Annotated in this window: 14 protein-coding genes; 7 read left to right on the top strand and 7 right to left on the bottom strand. The window is 62.4% G+C overall.

Going from position 1 to position 17,133, the window contains the following annotated elements:
* The first annotated feature begins 44 nt into the window (after positions 1-44).
* The 5 genes from BLS60_RS08545 to gcvH all read left to right on the top strand — a co-directional run bounded on the left by BLS60_RS08545 (position 45) and on the right by gcvH (position 7,126).
* On the top strand, positions 45-2,486 hold the full coding sequence (locus BLS60_RS08545) for a TonB-dependent siderophore receptor (protein ID WP_092366919.1): 2,442 nt from the start codon (positions 45-47) through the stop codon (positions 2,484-2,486).
* A 160-nt stretch (positions 2,487-2,646) separates the two neighbouring features.
* Positions 2,647-3,648: an extracellular solute-binding protein gene (locus BLS60_RS08540; RefSeq protein WP_092366917.1), complete on the top strand. Its 1,002-nt coding sequence runs from the start codon at positions 2,647-2,649 to the stop codon at positions 3,646-3,648.
* 105 nt (positions 3,649-3,753) lie between these two features.
* On the top strand, positions 3,754-5,370 hold the full coding sequence (locus tag BLS60_RS08535; protein ID WP_070880176.1) for an ABC transporter permease: 1,617 nt from the start codon (positions 3,754-3,756) through the stop codon (positions 5,368-5,370).
* Positions 5,371-5,576: 206 nt separating this feature from the next.
* Complete coding sequence (gcvT, locus tag BLS60_RS08530) at positions 5,577-6,671, top strand: glycine cleavage system aminomethyltransferase GcvT (protein ID WP_092366915.1); 1,095 nt, start codon at positions 5,577-5,579, stop codon at positions 6,669-6,671.
* A gap of 71 nt (positions 6,672-6,742) precedes the next feature.
* Positions 6,743-7,126, top strand: coding sequence for a glycine cleavage system protein GcvH (gcvH, locus tag BLS60_RS08525; protein ID WP_092366913.1), 384 nt, complete (start codon positions 6,743-6,745; stop codon positions 7,124-7,126).
* A gap of 48 nt (positions 7,127-7,174) precedes the next feature.
* Here gcvH and BLS60_RS08520 read toward each other — a convergent pair whose 3' ends face one another.
* From BLS60_RS08520 to BLS60_RS08490, 7 genes are all read right to left on the bottom strand, one after another.
* Positions 7,175-7,468, bottom strand: a complete 294-nt coding sequence (locus BLS60_RS08520) for a DUF2388 domain-containing protein (protein WP_420831613.1) — start codon at positions 7,466-7,468, stop codon at positions 7,175-7,177.
* A 116-nt stretch (positions 7,469-7,584) separates the two neighbouring features.
* Positions 7,585-8,037 (bottom strand): NfeD family protein, encoded by a 453-nt coding sequence (locus tag BLS60_RS08515; protein ID WP_070880172.1) that lies wholly within the window; start codon positions 8,035-8,037, stop codon positions 7,585-7,587.
* Positions 8,038-8,040: 3 nt separating this feature from the next.
* The gene (locus BLS60_RS08510) at positions 8,041-8,964 is read right to left on the bottom strand and encodes an SPFH domain-containing protein (protein WP_070880171.1); all 924 of its coding nucleotides are present in this window, start codon (positions 8,962-8,964) and stop codon (positions 8,041-8,043) included.
* Positions 8,965-9,040: 76 nt separating this feature from the next.
* On the bottom strand, positions 9,041-10,648 hold the full coding sequence (locus tag BLS60_RS08505) for a methyl-accepting chemotaxis protein (RefSeq protein ID WP_092366911.1): 1,608 nt from the start codon (positions 10,646-10,648) through the stop codon (positions 9,041-9,043).
* A gap of 53 nt (positions 10,649-10,701) precedes the next feature.
* Complete coding sequence (tfpB, locus tag BLS60_RS08500; protein WP_092366907.1) at positions 10,702-12,486, bottom strand: type IV pilus assembly ATPase TfpB; 1,785 nt, start codon at positions 12,484-12,486, stop codon at positions 10,702-10,704.
* A gap of 148 nt (positions 12,487-12,634) precedes the next feature.
* A complete protein-coding gene (locus BLS60_RS08495; protein WP_092366905.1) occupies positions 12,635-13,369 on the bottom strand; it encodes a DUF502 domain-containing protein in 735 nt (244 codons plus the stop codon).
* A gap of 56 nt (positions 13,370-13,425) precedes the next feature.
* A complete protein-coding gene (locus tag BLS60_RS08490; protein WP_092366903.1) occupies positions 13,426-14,796 on the bottom strand; it encodes a CYTH domain-containing protein in 1,371 nt (456 codons plus the stop codon).
* A 300-nt stretch (positions 14,797-15,096) separates the two neighbouring features.
* On the opposite strand from BLS60_RS08490, the gene BLS60_RS08485 reads away from it, so the two are divergent.
* Positions 15,097-15,777, top strand: a complete 681-nt coding sequence (locus BLS60_RS08485; RefSeq protein WP_070880166.1) for a TIGR00153 family protein — start codon at positions 15,097-15,099, stop codon at positions 15,775-15,777.
* Positions 15,778-15,816: 39 nt separating this feature from the next.
* On the top strand, positions 15,817-17,082 hold the full coding sequence (locus tag BLS60_RS08480) for an inorganic phosphate transporter (RefSeq protein ID WP_070880165.1): 1,266 nt from the start codon (positions 15,817-15,819) through the stop codon (positions 17,080-17,082).
* Positions 17,083-17,133: the final 51 nt, after the last annotated feature.

The raw sequence follows: 17,133 nt of genomic DNA, 5'->3' as shown, positions 1-17,133 counted from the left end.
TTGCATCACCGCGGATTTGCCCAGCTCATGACAAGGAAATGACCATGCCCCGCTTTCTCTCGCCGGCCAAGCCGATGGCCCGCGCCGTTCACCTGGCCCTGTTCGGGCTGACCTGCGCGTCGATACCTCTTCTCTTTGCAATGCCAGGCCAGGTTCTGGCGCAGGAGGCGGCGGTACTGAGCTACCGCATTGCCCCAGGCTCGCTGGGCACCGCGCTGAGCCAGTTCGCGACGGTCGCCGGGGTGACGCTTTCATTCGCAGCGGTGCAGACCGAGGGGCTGGATTCGCCGGGCCTGCAGGGCGACTACGGCGTCGACGAAGGGCTCGCGCGCCTGCTTCAGGGCAGCGGCTTGCAGGCCCAGCGCCAGGGCAACGGCAGTTATGTGCTGGTGCCGACCAGCCAAGGTCAGGGGAAAGGACTGGAGCTGTCCGCATTGAGCATTTCTGGCAAGGCGCCGGGGTCGACCACTGAGGGCACGGGCTCCTACACCACGGAGTCGTCCAGCAGCTCGACACGCCTGAACCTGTCCCTCAAGGAAACGCCGCAATCGGTCACCGTGCTGACCCGCCAGCGTATGGATGACCAGAACCTCGACAGCCTGACCGATGCGCTGGATGCCACCGCTGGCATCACCGTGATTCGCGAAAGCCTGGGCGCTGACAGCACCACCTATCTGTCGCGCGGCTTCGCCATCCGCAACTTCGCCATCGACGGCGTACCGACGTCGGCGGGCATGGACAACTACACCCAGAACACCGCCATGTACGACCGGATAGAGGTGGTGCGTGGCGCAACCGGGCTGGTCAGCGGCCTGGGCAACCCGTCTGCGACCATCAACCTGATCCGCAAACGCCCGGGCATCGAGCCCAAGGTGCAGTTGTCGGCCGAAGCCGGTAGCTGGGATCGTTATGGCCTGGGTGTGGATGTCGGCGGCGCGTTGACCGAGAGTGGCAATGTGCGCGGGCGTTTCGTCGTCGATCACAAGGATCAGCATGCCTGGATCGACCGCTTCAGCCAGGAGGTGAGCACCTTGTACGGCATCACCGAGCTGGATCTGAGTGAATCCACCCTGCTGACCCTGGGCTTCAGCCATCAAACGACCAACAGCAACGCACCGATGCGTACCGGCTTTCCGCTGTTCACCACCAGCGGCGAAAGAACCGACATCAAGCGCTCGTTCAACAGCTCGCCTGACTGGACGTACTACGATCGCCAGCAGAGCACGCTGTTCACCTCCGTCGAGCAGCAGTTCGCCAATGGCTGGAGCGGCAAGGTGGAGTACAGCCACGCGCGCAACGATTACGACACCGTGGTCAGCTACATGGATGGCCTGATCAATCCGGCTACTGGCTCAGGTGCCTACATCATGCCGACCCGCTGGGAAGCGACGCCCGAGCAGGACAATCTCGACGCCTACCTCACGGGTTTCTTCCCGCTGCTGGGGCGCGAGCATGAGCTTATCGGTGGGGTGACCTTGTCGCGCCTCGAGGAGCGGGGAACCTCCAACTATGGCGGCTGGCAGCGTCCGGGCTCCGGTTATGCCGGCAGCATCGACAACATCTACGGCTGGGACGGCCAGGCGCCGAAGCCGGTATTCAACAAGATCGGCGAGAGCGACCTGACCGAAACCCAGTACGCCGCCTACCTGACGTCGCGCTGGCACCTGACCGATGCGGCCAGCCTGATCCTCGGTACGCGTGTGGTGGACTGGAATCGCGAAAGCAAAAGCCGCTTGTATGGCGGCGCCACCAGCAAAACGGAGCGCACCGAAACCGGCATCGTCATTCCCTATGCCGGCTTCGTCTACGATCTCAGTGACGTCTGGACGGCCTATGCCAGCTACACGCAAATCTTCAACCCGCAGAACGCCAACATCCGCGACGTCAACGGCACGCCGCTGGATCCTCAGGAAGGTACTGGCTATGAAGTCGGGCTGAAGGCCGGTTTCTACGACGGGCGGCTCAATGGCAGCCTGGCGGTGTTTCGTGTCGAGCAGGACAACCTCGCGGTGGCCAACGGCAGCTTGCTGCAGCCCAACGGCTTCCAGGCCTACAAGGCGGAAAATGGCACCACCAGCGAAGGTGTGGAGCTGGAGGTCAATGGTGAGCTGGCCGACGGTTGGCAGCTCACCGGGGGCTACTCCTACAGCGTGAGTTTCAATGACGACGACAGACGTATCGTCACCGAAATTCCGCGCAACAGCGTGAAGCTGTTCACCAGCTACCGGTTGCCCGGCGCGCTGGACAAACTCACCGTCGGCGGCGGGGTGAACTGGCAAAGCGAGAGCGGCTACGACCTCAGCTATGCGACCACCCAAGGCAGCTACGCGCTGGTCAATCTCATGGCGAGGTACCAGCTCACGCCTGCGCTGTCGGCAGCGGTGAACCTCAACAACCTGTTCGACAAGGAGTACCTCACCACCACAGCGGCAGGCTTGTATGGCGCGCCGCGCAACGTCATGACCAGCCTGCAATACACCTACTGACCCAGCCTCAGCCGCTGCCACGCGCTTGCACAGGATTGGCGTGCGCCGGCGGCACGTGGTTTTGGGACGAACGGTAATATCTGGCAACGACCTGCTGGTGTGCGTCTTAGATGCGAGTAACTATCATCCTCGCTTCTTTCACTCCAACAAGGTCGTTGTCATGTCGGTACGTCGCGCGCTGCTAGCAGTATTTACCCTGAGTGCTCTGTCCAGCGCCGTGCAGGCGGCCGATGAGGTGGTTGTCTATTCCTCGCGCATCGATGAACTGATCAAGCCGGTGTTCGATGCCTACACCGCCAAGACTGGCGTGGCGGTCAAGTTCATCACCGACAAGGAAGCGCCGCTGATGGAGCGCATCAAGGCCGAGGGCGAAAACACGCCGGCGGACCTGCTGCTCACCGTGGATGCCGGCAACCTCTGGCAGGCCGAGCAGATGGGCATTCTGCAGCCGATGAAGTCCAGCGTCGTCGACGCCAATATTCCCGCCCAGTACCGCGCAGCCAGTGGCGCGTGGACCGGCCTGTCGCTGCGTGCGCGGACCATTGTGTACTCCCCGGAGCGGGTCAAGGATGGCGAGCTGACCACCTACGAAGCGCTGGCCGACAAGAACTGGGAAGGCCGCCTGTGCCTACGTACCAGCAAGAAGGTCTACAACCAGTCGCTGACTGCCACGCTGATCGAAGCCCACGGCGAGGCCAAGACCGAAGAAATCATCAAGGGCTGGGTCAACAACCTCGCCACCGACGTATTCCCCGATGACAACTCGGTGGTCAACGCCGTTGCCGCTGGCCAGTGCGACGTGGGGATCGTCAACACGTACTACTTCGGTCGTCTGCATGAACAGAAACCGGACCTTAAAGCCAAGCTGTTCTGGCCGAATCAGCAGGATCGCGGCGTGCACGTCAACTTGTCCGGTGTTGGCCTGACCAAGCATGCGCCGAACCCGCAAGCTGCTCAAAAACTCGTCGAGTGGATGACCAGTGCCGAGGCGCAGAACATTTTCGCTGACGCCAACAAGGAGTTCCCGGCCAACCCGAACGTGAAGCCGTCTGCTGAAGTAGCCTCTTGGGGTGAATTCAAGGCCGACAGCATTGCCGTGGAAGTGGCCGGTAAGCGCCAGGCCGAAGCCATTCGCCTGATGGATCGCGCCGGCTGGAACTGATTACCGACCGCTGCGCCTGAGCTCCCTGCTGAGCGTTCTTCAGGTGCTGACTACGACGCCCCGGCTGGTCCGGGGCGTCGTGCTTTGCGCTTTCTAGGAGTTTGTGTGGCCCACCCCGCCCAGCGCCGCTGGTACCCCATCGCCTTCGCCGTGGCCCTGCTGGTGCTGATGCCGCTGGCAGTGCTGCTGTCCAGCTGGCACGAGGTGGATCGGCAGATTTGGTCGCACCTGTGGCAGACCCAATTGCCACGGCTGATCGGCAATACCCTGACGCTGGTGCTCGGGGTGGGTGTCGGCGTGACGGTGCTGGGCGTAAGCCTTGCCTGGTTGACCAGTTTGTGTGAGTTTCCCGGCCGGCGCTGGCTGGATTGGGCGCTGATGCTGCCGTTCGCGATTCCCGCCTACGTGCTGGCGTTCGTGTTCGTCGGCCTGCTGGATTTCTCCGGGCCGGTGCAAACCCTGCTGCGTGAGTGGTTTGGCACGGGCGTACGGTTTCCCCGGGTGCGTTCCACGGCCGGGGTGATTATCGTTCTGGTGCTGGTGTTCTACCCCTACGTCTACCTGCTCGCGCGCAATGCCTTTCTCGCTCAGGGCCGAGGGCTGATGGAAGCGGCGCGTACGCTTGGGCATACGCCCTTGCAGGCGTTTTGGCGGGTCGCTTTGCCGATGGCTCGTCCGGCTATCGGCGCCGGCCTGGCGCTGGCGTTGATGGAGACGCTGGCGGATTTCGGCGCCGTGTCGGTGTTTAACTACGACACCTTCACCACGGCCATCTACAAGACCTGGTACGGCTTCTACAGCCTCGGCAGCGCCGCACAGCTGGCCTGCCTGCTGCTGTTCGCGGTGATGCTGGTGCTTTACGGTGAACGTCGTGCCCGAGGCGCCACGCGGCCTTCGACTGAGCGTGCACGTAGTGGCCCGTTGTATCGCCTGAGCGGCCTGCGCGCGGTCGCGGCGAGCGCCTGGTGCCTGCTGGTGTTCGCCTGCGCCTTCGTCATTCCGTTGCTGCAGTTGCTGGTGTGGTTCTGGCAGCGTGGCCGCTTCGACCTGGATGAGCGTTACCTAGCGCTGATCCAGCACACGCTGTACTTGGGGGTGATCGCGGCGCTGATCACCGTCTCGGTGGCATTGCTGTTGGCATTCGCTCGGCGCATGGCGCCAACGCGAGTGATGGGCGCCACCGTGGGCCTTGCCAACCTGGGCTACGCGCTGCCAGGTTCGATGCTGGCGGTGGCGATCATGCTGGCCTTCAGTACGCTGGATAACAGGGTGGTCATCCCTCTGTCGGGCTGGCTGGGCGGCGCTGGCAAGGCCGTGTTGCTCGGCAGTCTCGGCGCGCTGCTGCTCGCCTATCTGATCCGCTTCCTGGCGGTGGCCTACGGGCCGTTGGAAGCCAGCCTGGCGCGCATTCGCCCGACACTGCCGCAGGCATCACGCAGCCTGGGCGTGGGCGGTGCGCCGCTATTTCTGCGTGTGTATCTGCCGCTGCTGACGCCCGGCGCACTGTCGGCCGCGCTGCTGGTGTTCGTCGATGTACTCAAGGAAATGCCCGCCACGCTGCTGATGCGGCCGTTCGGCTGGGACACCCTCGCCGTGCGGATTTTTGAAATGACCAGTGAAGGCGAATGGGCCCGCGCGGCATTACCGGCGCTGACGTTGGTGCTGGTCGGTCTGTTGCCTGTGATCGTGCTGATTCGCCGCTCTGCGCATCGAATCGGATAGACGGCATCAGGCAGATGCCAGGGCGTCTGGTGAGCCATCCTGCTGGCTTTGTTACAAGGGCTGCCAATGTCCAAGATGACCGGCCCCGGCCATGCGGCTACAATGCGCGCCATTCGCTGCGGCCCGCCATGCAGCCACTTCCAAAATCATCTGGAATGGCCCTATCCGCGCGCGCTACAGCCTTGCAACGCCCGGAAGGAGATCCCATGGGACAATGCACACCTCTTTACGACCTGCACCTCGCACTCGGCGCGAAGATGGTCGATTTCGGCGGCTGGGACATGCCGCTGCATTACGGCTCGCAGGTCGAGGAGCACCATCAGGTGCGCCGCGATTGCGGGGTTTTCGATGTCTCGCACATGACCGTGGTCGATGTGCTCGGCAGCGAAGCCAAAGATTATCTGCAGCGCCTGCTCGCTAATGATGTGGCGCGCCTGCAGGCGCCGGGCAAGGCGCTGTACAGCGCCATGCTCAATGAACACGGCGGGGTTATCGACGACCTGATCGTTTACCTGCTCGACTCATCGCCTGCGCCGTCCTATCGACTGGTGGTCAATGCGGCCACGCGTGACAAGGATCTGGCTTGGATGCGCGCGCAGAGTGGCGACTTCGTGGTCGAGTTGCGTGAACGCAGCGACCTGGCGATGTTCGCCATCCAGGGTCCCAAAGCGCGCGCCAAAACTACCGAGCTGGTCAGTCAGTCGCGCGCCAAGCTGATTCACGACCTCGCGCCGTTCCAGGGGTTGGCTGACGGCGAATGGTTCATCGCGCGGACCGGCTACACCGGCGAAGATGGTCTGGAAATCATGCTGCCAGCTGGCGAAGCGGTCGCGTTCTTCAATGATTTGGTGGGCGCGGGCATCTCGCCGATCGGTCTGGGCGCCCGCGACACCTTGCGCCTTGAAGCCGGCATGAACCTCTACGGCCAGGACATGGACGAGCAGGTTTCGCCACTGGCTGCCAACCTCGCCTGGGCAGTGGCCTGGGAGCCAGCCGAGCGCGCCTTCATCGGCCGCGAAGCATTGCAGCGTCAGCGGCAGGAGGGCTCACACTCGCGCCTGGTTGGCGTGGTGCTTGAGGAGCGCGGGGTGCTGCGTGCTAATCAGGTGGTGCGGGTGGATGGCGTAGGCGAGGGTGAAATCACTAGTGGCAGCTTCTCGCCGACGCTCGGCAAGTCGATCGCCCTGGCCCGCGTACCAGCGAGTACTGGGGATCGCGCTGAAGTCGAAATTCGTGGCAAGTGGTACCCGCTACGAGTGGTCAAGCCAAGTTTCGTGCGCCATGGCAAAGTGTTGATCTGACGTAGCCCCCGTACGCCTGCTAAATTTCCCCGACGGCCCGGTCGCCGTCCTGTCTGATGAGGAACGACAACATGAGTTCTATCCCCGCCGATCTGCGTTATGCCACCAGCCACGAATGGGCGCGCCTGGAGGCCGACGGCAGCGTAACCGTGGGCATTTCCGACCATGCTCAGGAAGCGTTGGGCGATGTGGTGTTCATCGAGTTGCCGGAAGTCGGCAAGGCACTGAATGCTTGTCAGGAAGCCGGAGTGGTTGAGTCGGTGAAGGCTGCGTCCGACATCTACGCACCGGTTGGTGGTGAAGTCATCGCGATCAACGAAGCGCTGGCTGACAGCCCGGAAAGCGTCAACAACGACCCCTACGGCAGCTGGTTCTTCAAGCTGCAGCCCAGTGATGCCGCGGAGTTGGAGAAGCTGCTCGACAGCGCTGCTTACGGCGCCAGCATCGACGGCTGAGCTGCCCTCGATGCATAGAAAAAGCCGGCCTTTAGGCCGGCTTTTTCATCACTGTTCTGCGGTAAGAATGGCGGTTGCCAGTTCCAGATCGCTGGCTTGCAGATCCGGATGATCCGCGCGGATCTTCTGCAGTGCAGCTTCCAGGTACGGGCCACGGATTTCGCCGTTGCTGGCCACGTAGCTGCTGGCGTCATCCTGCGCAGGGATAATCATCTTGTTGTCCTTGAACGTCAGGTAAGTCGACGCGGTGGTCGCACCCGAGGACAGAATATCGCGCAGACCGGCAGCGTAGGTCTGAGATGAAATGGCCAGAAACAGGCCGGCAAACAACAGCGGACTCAAGCGGCGCATAGCGGTAACTCCTGTTGATTTTCCTATTGCTTAGGAGTGCACCACCTTGTTACTGGTTCCACTGATCGACCATCGCAGGTCGATCATGCGGATCGAGCCGTGCCACGCTATGCGATTACCCGGCGCACTTTGAGCACTACGCCCTCCTGGCCGATGACTTCGACGTGTGTGCCGACCGGTAGATCCGGGCCCGCCACCAGCCACAGTGAATCCCCGGCCTTGATCTTGCCGCGCCCGTCGACAATGGCATCGTGCAGCACGAACTGGCGCCCCTGTAGCTCATGCCCGCGGCTATTGAGGCCCGGTTGTTCGGACCGCTCATCACTGCTGCGTTGGCGACGCCACCACAGCACCGCGGTCAGTAGCGACAGGCTGCCAAACAGGATGAACTGCAGCGCCCACGGCGTATCGGGGATCAGGTAGACCAACACGCCGACGGCGGCTGCTGCCAGGCCAATCCACAGCAGATAGCCGCCGGTACCGAACACTTCAAGAATCAGCAGCACAGTACCGAGCGCCAGCCAGTCCCAGAATGTCAGGGTCTGCAGATAAGCCAGCATGACTCAGGCCTTCTTGTCGGTGAACGTGGCTTTGACGATCTCGCCAATGCCGCCAACTGCGCCGATCATCTGGCTGGCTTCCAGCGGCATCAGAATGACCTTGCTGTTGTTGGCACTGGCCAGTCGGCCGAGAGCATCGATGTATTTTTGCGCCACGAAGTAATTGACCGCCTGGACGTTACCTTCGGCAATCGCCACGGACACCACGCGCGTCGCTTCAGCTTCAGCAGCGGCAGCTCGTTCGCGGGCTTCAGCCTCAAGAAAGGCGGCCTGACGCTCACCTTCCGCCTCGAGAATCTGTGCCTGCTTCTTGCCTTCCGCCGTGAGAATGGCGGCGGCACGCAGGCCTTCCGCTTCGAGAATCTGCGCACGCTTGATACGTTCGGCCTTCATCTGCCCCGACATTGCCGCCATCAGGTCCGCAGGCGGGCTGATGTCCTTGATCTCGATCCGGGTGATCTTGATGCCCCAGGGCGCGGTAGCCTCGTCAACGGTTCTCAGCAACTTCTCGTTGATGCCGTCACGCTGGCTGAGCATGGCGTCCAGCTCCATGGAACCGAGCACGGTACGGATATTGGTCTGCAGCAGGTTACGGATGGCGTGTTCGAGGTTGTTCACCTCGTAGGCGGCCTGGGCTGAATTGATCACCTGGAAGAAGCACACCGCATCGATCTGCACGGTGGCGTTGTCGGCGGTGATGACTTCCTGAGGCGGAATATCCAGTACGCTTTCCATGACATTGAGCTTGCGACCGATACGGTCCATCACCGGCACGATGATGTTGAGACCTGGGCGCAGGGTAGTGGTGTAGCGCCCGAAGCGTTCGACCGTCCACTGCGAGCCTTGCGGCACCACCTTGAAGCCCATGAACAGCACGGCAAAGGCCAGGCCGACGAATAGAAAAACTACTGCTGTACCGATTTCCATGTGCAAGAAGATCCCTGTGAGTGACTATCGAAAACGGATGATACCTGTCCTGTGTCTCGTCTGTTTGACTGTTGTCTCAAAGCTCGAATCGTCGCACTGAGGCCTCCATGGCCTGTGCCGAGTTGTCCATCTGCGCGAGCATGCTGGCGAGGTCCTGCATGGCCAGATTATTACGCTGGGCTACCTCACTGATCATCTCCACCCGTTCGGCGACTTCGTTACTGGCTTTGGACTGCTCGGTAATGGTGTGGGCAATCTCGTCGACCATTTGCGCGGAGCGCTGCACGCCACGACGGATTTCACTGATCGATGCACTGGCTTGCTGAGCCATGGTTACGCCGTCGCTCACGCGGCTGACGCCGGCGTCCATGCTCTTCACCGCAACGATCGTGGATTCGCTGATGCGCTGGATCATTACAGTGATTTCCTGGGTCGATTGCGCGGTGCGCGCCGCCAGGCTGCGCACTTCGTCGGCCACTACGGCGAACCCGCGACCTGCCTCGCCGGCACGCGCGGCTTCGATGGCGGCGTTGAGGGCAAGCAGGTTGGTCTGCTCGGCGATGCTCCTGATCACCAGGATGATCGAGTTGATCTGCTCGGAGGACTGGCCGAGTGCGGTTATCGTCTGCGAGGACTGATTGACCGCATCGGCGATACCGTTCATGCCGTCGACCACGCCGAGAATCACCTGCCCGCCGCTGGTGGTGAGCTGCTCCGACTGTTCGGAAATATCGCGGGCGCTGCGCGTGTGCTCGGCGATCTGCGCGATGTTGCCAATCATCTGCTCCATGGCAGCGGCCATGCTGGTGGCGCCATCGGCCTGCTCGCTGGCGCCACGGGCGACCTCGCTGGAGGTCTCGCTGAGGCTGTGCGAGGCCTTGCGCAGCTCTTCACTCTCGCTGCGAATGGTCTCGATCATGCGGCGCAAACCTGCCTGCATGTCCGCCAGCGCTTGTTGCAGCTGGCCAGCCTCGTCGTTGCTGTCGACGCTGATGGTGGTGCGCAGGTTGCCCTTGGCCATGGCCTTTGCAGCGTGGATGATTTTCGCCAGCGGCTGCAGCACCGTTTGCAGCAGGCGCCGGGTGATCCACAGAATCAGCAGGCAGCCTAGGCCGAGGCTGCCCCATTGCCACCAGGCAGCCTGGCGCACCATGGTTTGGCTGTCCGTTCGGGTCTGCGCCACGCTGGCTTCGATCTGCGCGCTGATCGCTTCGTTGCGCGTTTCGAGTTCGGCGAAACTGCGCGAAAATTCTGCCATCGAGGCGCGCGCCGCTGCAGGATCGACCAACGCTTGATCGATGATGCGTTCAGCGGACTGAATGTAGGCCTCCAGAACCGGGCCTAGTTGGTCGATGGCCTGGCGAATGTCAGCCGCCAGCGGTAGCTGGCTGTTTTCCGCCATGGCTTGGCGGAAGCGCTCGCTGTGTTCGTGCAGGTCTTCGCGTACCTGCGCCGCGGCGGCCTTGTCTCCGGGCGGGGTGAGGAAGGCGGCGAGCACATCGGCGCGCAGGGCGTCGTGCATCATGTCGCCATCCATATGATGGCGCAGTGCGTTGGCATTCACTTCAGTGGCAATCAGCGCATTGCCCAGCAGCGCCTGGCTCCAGAGGCCGATGCCCCCGACCAGAAGCGTGACGATGATGCTGACGGCCCCACAGGCAATCATCTTCTGGCGGATATTCATGGCGCCGCTCCTGGCAGGAATATCGAGCTCGGGCAAGCCTCGCTTCCTGCAGATTAGCGCTGTTCGCTCTGCGGCGTCACGCGCAGCACTTCCTCGATGGTGGTTTGACCTGCCGCGACCTTCTGGGCGCCGGACAGGCGAAGGCTACGCATGCCGTCCTTGAAGGCCTGACGGCGCAGCGGCGAGAGGTCGGTGTCGGCGCTGATCAGCGGCTTGAGGCCGTCGTTAAGCACCATGATTTCGTATACCCCGGCACGGCCACGGTAACCGGTTTCCCGACACTCGACGCAGCCCACCGCGCGGTGCGCTCCGGTTGGCAGCGGTGCGTTCCAGGGCTTGGTCAGCTCCTGCCAATCCGCCTCGTCGAGGTCGAACGGCGCCTTGCAATGTGGGCACAACGTGCGGACCAGGCGCTGCGCCATGACACCGAGCAGGGTGGCCTTGAGCAGGTAATGCGGCACGCCCAGTTCGAGCAGGCGGGTGATGGCGCTGGGCGCGTCGTTGGTGTGCAGAGTGGACAGCACCAAGTGGCCGGTCAGCGCCGCCTGGATGGCCATCTCGGCGGTTTCCAGGTCGCGGATCTCGCCGACCATGATGATGTCCGGGTCCTGCCGCATCAGGGCGCGCACGCCGCTGGCGAAGGTCAGGTCGATGTTGTGCTGCACCTGCATCTGGTTGAAGGCGCCCTCGATCATCTCGATGGGGTCTTCTATCGTGCAGACGTTCACCTCGTCCGTCGCCAGTTGCTTGAGTGTGGTGTACAGCGTGGTGGTCTTGCCCGAACCGGTGGGGCCGGTGACCAGAATGATGCCATTGGGCTGGCGGGTCATGCTCTCCCAGCGCTTGAGGTCGTCCGGGCTGAAGCCCAACTGATCGAAACCGCGCAGCAGTACGTCGGGGTCGAAGATGCGCATTACCATCTTTTCGCCGAACGCGGTGGGCAGGGTCGAGAGGCGCAATTCCACTTCGTTGCCGGCCGGCGTCTTGGTTTTCACCCGACCATCCTGGGGCTTGCGCTTCTCGGCCACGTTCATGCGGCCCAAGGTTTTCAGGCGGCTGACGATGGCCATGGTGACCTGGGCGGGAAACTGGTAGACGGTGTGCAGCACACCGTCGATGCGAAAACGCACGCTGCCTTGTTCGCGCCGTGGCTCGATATGAATGTCACTAGCGCGCTGCTGGAAGGCGTACTGGAACAACCAGTCGACGATGTTCACCACGTGGGCGTCGTTGGCGTCCGGTTCCTGGTCCTGAGCGCCGAGGTTGAGCAATTGCTCGAAGTTGCCGACATTGCTGATTTTCGCGTCGCTGTTGGTAGCGCCGCTGACCGAGCGGGCGAGGCGATAGAACTCGACGGTGAAGCGCTGGATGTCCGCCGGGTTGGCGACCACGCGCTTGATCGAGCGCTTCAGCACATGAGTAAGGTTGGCTTCCCAGCCGTGCATGTACGGCTGGGCGCTGGCGATGGTCACCGACTCGGCGTTGACCGCCACGGCCAGAATCTTGTGGCGCTGGGCGAAGGCGTAGGACATCAATGGGGTGACAGCCGCGGCGTCGATCTTCAGCGGGTCGATGCGCAGGTAGGGCTGGCCCGCCTGTTGCGCCAACCACTGAGTGAGGCTTTCCAGGTCGAGCGTGCGGCCCGGTCGCGACAGGTCGGCGAGTTGCTGGGCGGCCAGAAACTCCAGCGGGTGAAGATCATTGCTGGCGCCACTGCGGCGGATGGCCAGGCATTGCTCGGCACTTTCCTGAGCGATTCGCCCCTGGGCAACCAGCTCACGCAACAGCTCGTTGAGGTCCAGCAAACGGTCGGGTGCGGAAGGCGTAAGGCTGGCCATGCAGGCTCCTGGTCGGCGGTAAAGACATGCTCAGTGCGGCGTTCAGCATGCCTGATTACGCTGAGGCTGACTAAGCGCCTGTTCAAGCTTTGCCGAGCTCGCCCGGCAAAGCCCAACGAGAATCGGCCGGGCAGGGCTGACGTGCCCGTCAGGAACCCGAGACGGACGGTCCGCCGCTCAGTGGCAGATTTCCTTGCCGGGGCGGCTGCAGTTGGTCTTCGTCGTTGCTGCCATCTTCGAGGCTCTGCGCAGGCAGCGCGGGGGGTGGCGTCAAACCCATGGACACGTAGATGCTGGTCAGCGCATCCACGCCCATATTGGCGGGTTTGACCCATTCGGCTGGCACATAGAGCAGGCCGCCACCGATCGGAATCGGCGCGGTCGGCACAAGAATCGCGTAGTGCGGGCGGCCTTCCAGAATAACCGGCTGCGAGCTGGGCTGCAGGGCCAGAACGGCAACGCCATCACCGCCGAAGAAACACCATACCGGGCGCATGCTGGTGATATCGGTGTTTTTCTTGTCGAGCAGGCCCACGAAACGGTCGGCCAGGTTGTAGAAGTTGCCGATCAGCGGCGTACGCCGCAACGTCACGTCGATAAGCCAGCCGAGCGGCCGGCGCAGCCCCAGCTTCACGGCCAGGCCAAGGGGGTAAAGGCTGATCAGCAACACCAGAGTGCCGAGTACATAGGCCAGGAACGGATTACTGGCGAACGGCGTGCCGAGTGCCGCGAACAGGCGACCAATGGCAGTCGAGGGGCCGATCAGGTTGTTCAGCAGGCTGACGATCCAGGTCAGCAACACCATGGTTAAAGCCAGGGGCAACAACGCCAACAGGCCGGTCAGCCAGGTCGCAATGATGGATTTCAGGCTGTGTTTGAACATCGGTGGTCGTCCTATCTCAAGGTGGGTAGATGGCAATCGCCATCTACCCACTTCCATCAGCCGTTTTTCAGCAGGGTCTTCCAGGGTTTCAAACTCATCAGGATCTGCGCCTGGGTCATGCGTGGCTCCAGCTCTTCTGGACTCAGCGGGCGCTTGGCCAGTTCAGCCAGTTTGTTCAGCTCGCCGAACAGACGGTCGGTTTCGGCGACTTCAAGAACGTTGCGCGCCAAGTGCAGCCACAGCAGCAGGCGTTCGATACGCGGCAGTTGCTCTGCGAGGTCTTCAGGTTGCTGCTGGTAGCGCTTGAGTTGCAGATCGCGGCCTTCCTCGGCAATGAAGGTCGGTAGCCAGCTTTGCAGGGCAGCAGCACCCTGACGATCGCCACGCTTGTTGCGCGAGGCGGTCCAGGTGCGAGCCAGCAGCCAGCGCGAGGCATTCAGCGAGAACAGGCCCCAGCGGGTGTCCATCAATTCAGCGGCGAACTGCGCAGGCGCATCCTGGCGCGCGGCGTCTTCGTCCTGCCCGGCGAGTACGCGCGGGCGCCAGTCGTCGAGCAGCGCGTCGAGGATTTTACGCAGCTCGCTGCTGCTGGCACGCGGAGCTGCCTGGCCGAGGCTGCCCAGCAGCGCGCGCAGGTTCACCAAGCAATTCTGCCAGTCGACCAGCAGACGCCAGTGACCGTTATGACGGTACTGCTCGGCGAGGCGCTGGCTGCTGCCCAGCAGGTACCAACCGATGGCGGCAACTGCATCGTCCAGGCTCTGCTCGGGCTGCAACTCCGGGGTTGGCAGCTGCAGGCTGTAGCTGCCTTCGTCGAACAGGCGGTAGCCGCGTTCGGCCTTGCTGATGTCGCAAGGCATCAAGGCCAGGTCTGCAGCCAATTCGGCGGCCAGTTCGAGCAGCGCTTCAGGTTCACCCTGGCGCAGCTCCAGCTCCAGCTCGCAGATTTCTTCCTGCTGCTTGCCAGCTACGACCTTGCCCAGGTCCAGGGCCGCCTCGATGATTACGCGGGCCTTGCCACGGCCCCAGGCGATCTCGGCGCGCTGACGAACGAAGTCGGTGGTGAAGATCGGCTTCAGCTGTTTCTTGTCCATCTCGGCAAGGCTGGCGGGCCAGCAACTGTCGTCGAGTTTCTTGAGGTCCAGCTTGGCCTTGGCCAGGTGCCAATCCCACTCGTTACGCTCGGACAGACCGGCTACGCTCTGACCGCGGCTTTTCAGGGTCTGGATGATCTGATCGCCGTCTTTGCGCAGGCGTAGAGCGACTTTGGCACCGGCGAGGTCGCGCGCTTCGGTATCGAAATACTGGTTGAACAGCTCGCTTGTCTCCCAGCCGGCCTTGCTGCGTTTCTTCAGCAGGGGATGGGTTTGCAGGGCGGCCAGGGTTTCGCGACTGGCGCGCAGTTTGATTTCGGTTTCTTTATTCATAGCGAGGGCTCGGTGAAGCGGCGACTGCGGCGGGAAATGCACGGTGCGGGACGCTGCCCGGCACCTTTGGCCGTACAGGGTAGTGGAAAAGCGCGTCGGATGCAGGTCGGCGAACGGCACTGGCTGTCGGCGGGAGAGGATATAGACTGGATGTGTTGACGAGTTTCGTGGTGATTTCCCCGGCGATCACTGAGAAAACCGTCTTAAATGCAACATTGTGACCGAACGATGACACGTGCTGGCTTGCCTCCAATGTCATCCGTATACTTGCCGCCTCTTTGACAGACAGGGCTCACCCCCATGCCAAGCAATCCGTTCATCAGCAGCCTGTTTGGCCGCTCGCCGATCGGGCCGATGCAGCAGCATATCGCCAAGGCTCATGAATGCGCCGCCAACCTGGTGCCTTTCTTCGAGGCGGTGATGGCCCAGGATTGGGACCGCGTCGAGCAGGTGCAGCAAGAGATGGTTCGCCTCGAGAACGAAGCGGACAAACTCAAGAAGAATGTGCGCATGCACCTGCCCAAGAGCCTGTTTCTGCCCGTGCCGCGTTCCGATCTGCTGGAGTTGCTCAGCACGCAGGACAAGGTCGCCAACCGCGCCAAGGATATTGCCGGGTTGATGCTGGGCCGCTGCATGACCATCCCCGTCGACCTGCAACCGCTGATGCTGGCGTACGTGCAGCGTTGTGTGGATGCCAGTGCGCAGGCGCTGAAAGCGATGAAGGAGCTGGATTCGCTGCTCGAGGCCGGTTTCGCCGGCCGTGAGGCCACCCTGGTCGAGCGCATGGTCGAGGAGCTCGAAGAAATCGAGCGCGAAACCGATCGCCAGCAGATCGGGGTGCGCCGCGCCTTGTTCAAACTGGAAAAGGATCTTCCCGCAGTCGATGTGATGTTCCTCTATCGGATCATCGATTGGGTCGGTGACATTGCCGATCGCGCAGAGCGCGTTGGCAACCGGCTGGAACAACTGCTGGCGCGCTAAGCCGCCAGCATCCTTTTCTGGGTCTACAGGTAAATCTCTATGTCTCTTGTCGCGGACTACGGTTTCGTACTCCTCGTGATGGCCTGCTGCTTTGGTTTGTTCATGGCGTGGGGCGTTGGTGCCAATGATGTGTCCAATGCCATGGGCACCTCGGTGGGCGCCAAAGCGCTGACTATCAAGCAGGCGATTCTCGTCGCCATGGTTTTCGAGTTTTGCGGTGCTTATCTGGCCGGTGGCCAGGTCACCGAAACCATCAAGAACGGCATCGTCGACGCGTCGGTGATTCCTGCCGACATGTTCGTGCTGGGCATGATGGCTTCACTGCTCTCTGCCGGTACCTGGCTGATGGTCGCCTCCACGCGGGGCTGGCCGGTCTCGACCACCCACTCGATTGTCGGCGCCATCATTGGTTTCGCGTCGGTCGGTGTGTCGGTCGATGCGGTGAACTGGTCCGGGCTGATTCCCATCGTGTCGAGCTGGGTGGTCACGCCGTTTATCTCCGGCCTGCTTGCCTTTGGCCTGTTCATGAGTGTGCAGTGGCTGATCATTGACACCGAAGACCCCTTCCGAAATGCCAAGCGCTGGGTGCCGGTGTACATGTTCCTGACCGGCTTCATGCTGGCCCTGATGACCTTCACCAAAGGCCTCAAGCACGTCGGCCTGGACTTCACTACCAGCCAGAGCGTGGTGCTGGCAGCCGGTGTTGGCCTGTTGGTGGCGATCCTGGGGATTCTGCTGCTGCGGCGCATCAAGCTCGATCCGGAGGCCGACAAGGACTTCCATTTCGCCAGCGTGGAGCGGGTCTTCGCCGTGCTGATGATCTTCACCGCGTGTTCCATGGCATTCGCTCACGGTGCCAGCGACGTATCCAATGCCGTCGGCCCGCTGGCGGCCGTCGTGGGTGTGATCGAAGCCGGTGGCGACATGGTCATCGGTGGCAAATCAGCCGTTCCGGGCTGGGTGTTGCTGATGGGCGCGGTGGGTATCGTCATCGGCCTGGCGACCTACGGCTGGAAAGTGATCGCCACCATCGGCAAGGGCATCACCGAGCTGACCCCAAGCCGAGGCTTCGCGGCCGAGCTGGCGACGGCGGCTACCGTGGTTGCCGCCTCGGGCATCGGCTTGCCGGTCTCCACAACCCATACGCTGGTCGGCGCTGTGTTGGGCATTGGCCTGGCTCGTGGTATCGGCGCGCTGAACCTGGCCGTGGTCGGGCGCATCTTTACCTCGTGGGTGATTACCCTGCCGGTCGGTGCGGTGCTGGCGATCATCTACTTCGAAGTATTCATGCTGATTTTCCTGTAAGCACGCGGCGATTCTCTATTGGCGGTTCTCCCGGGCGTTGCTTCACTCTAT

It is taken from the genome of Phytopseudomonas seleniipraecipitans, assembly GCF_900102335.1.
In the GTDB taxonomy this organism is placed as follows: domain Bacteria; phylum Pseudomonadota; class Gammaproteobacteria; order Pseudomonadales; family Pseudomonadaceae; genus Aquipseudomonas; species Aquipseudomonas seleniipraecipitans.
This window is presented reverse-complemented; position numbering and strand designations above follow the sequence as displayed.